The sequence below is a fragment of the Pseudomonas sp. SBB6 genome (assembly GCF_024213215.1).
GTDB classification, from domain to species: Bacteria; Pseudomonadota; Gammaproteobacteria; order Pseudomonadales; family Pseudomonadaceae; genus Aquipseudomonas; species Aquipseudomonas donghuensis.
Genome location: NZ_JANAVH010000033.1, coordinates 1 through 423, shown reverse-complemented (window position 1 = coordinate 423; position 423 = coordinate 1). Strand labels below are relative to the sequence as shown.

The 423-nt window shown below is 62.4% G+C and carries 1 pseudogene; it reads left to right on the top strand.

The features are described 5' to 3' along the window. Nucleotides 1-423: pseudogene (locus tag NLX68_RS26410) on the top strand (hypothetical protein); the annotation flags it as partial.

Genomic DNA, 423 nt, shown 5'->3' with positions numbered 1-423 from the left:
ACGGCGAACACCACCGTCGACTACACGCTGACCGCCTTTGCCAATGGCAGCTATGCACTGGATCTGGTGCAAGGCTTTGCTTCGACGATCGTGCTCAGCAGTGCCGACGGCGCACTCGCTGCCGGCGGCCCGGACCCCGTGCGCACCTTGTTGATTCCAGAGCCGGAAGACCTGGACATCCCTTCGCCCTCCGAGGAAATTGTCTTCTTTTCCGCCAAGCCGCTTGCGTCAACGGCGGACATCCTGACCGGCATCGGGCTGGGGAAACCCGACCCCGTCGAAACGACGCTACAGACCGACCCCTTGCCCGCGTACATCGACCCCGCGTCCATGAACGTCAGCACAGCCGGCATCGGCGTCGCCAACAACCTTTTCCAAGGAGACAACCTGGCGGCCATCAGCAACGCCGATGAAAGTTTCGTC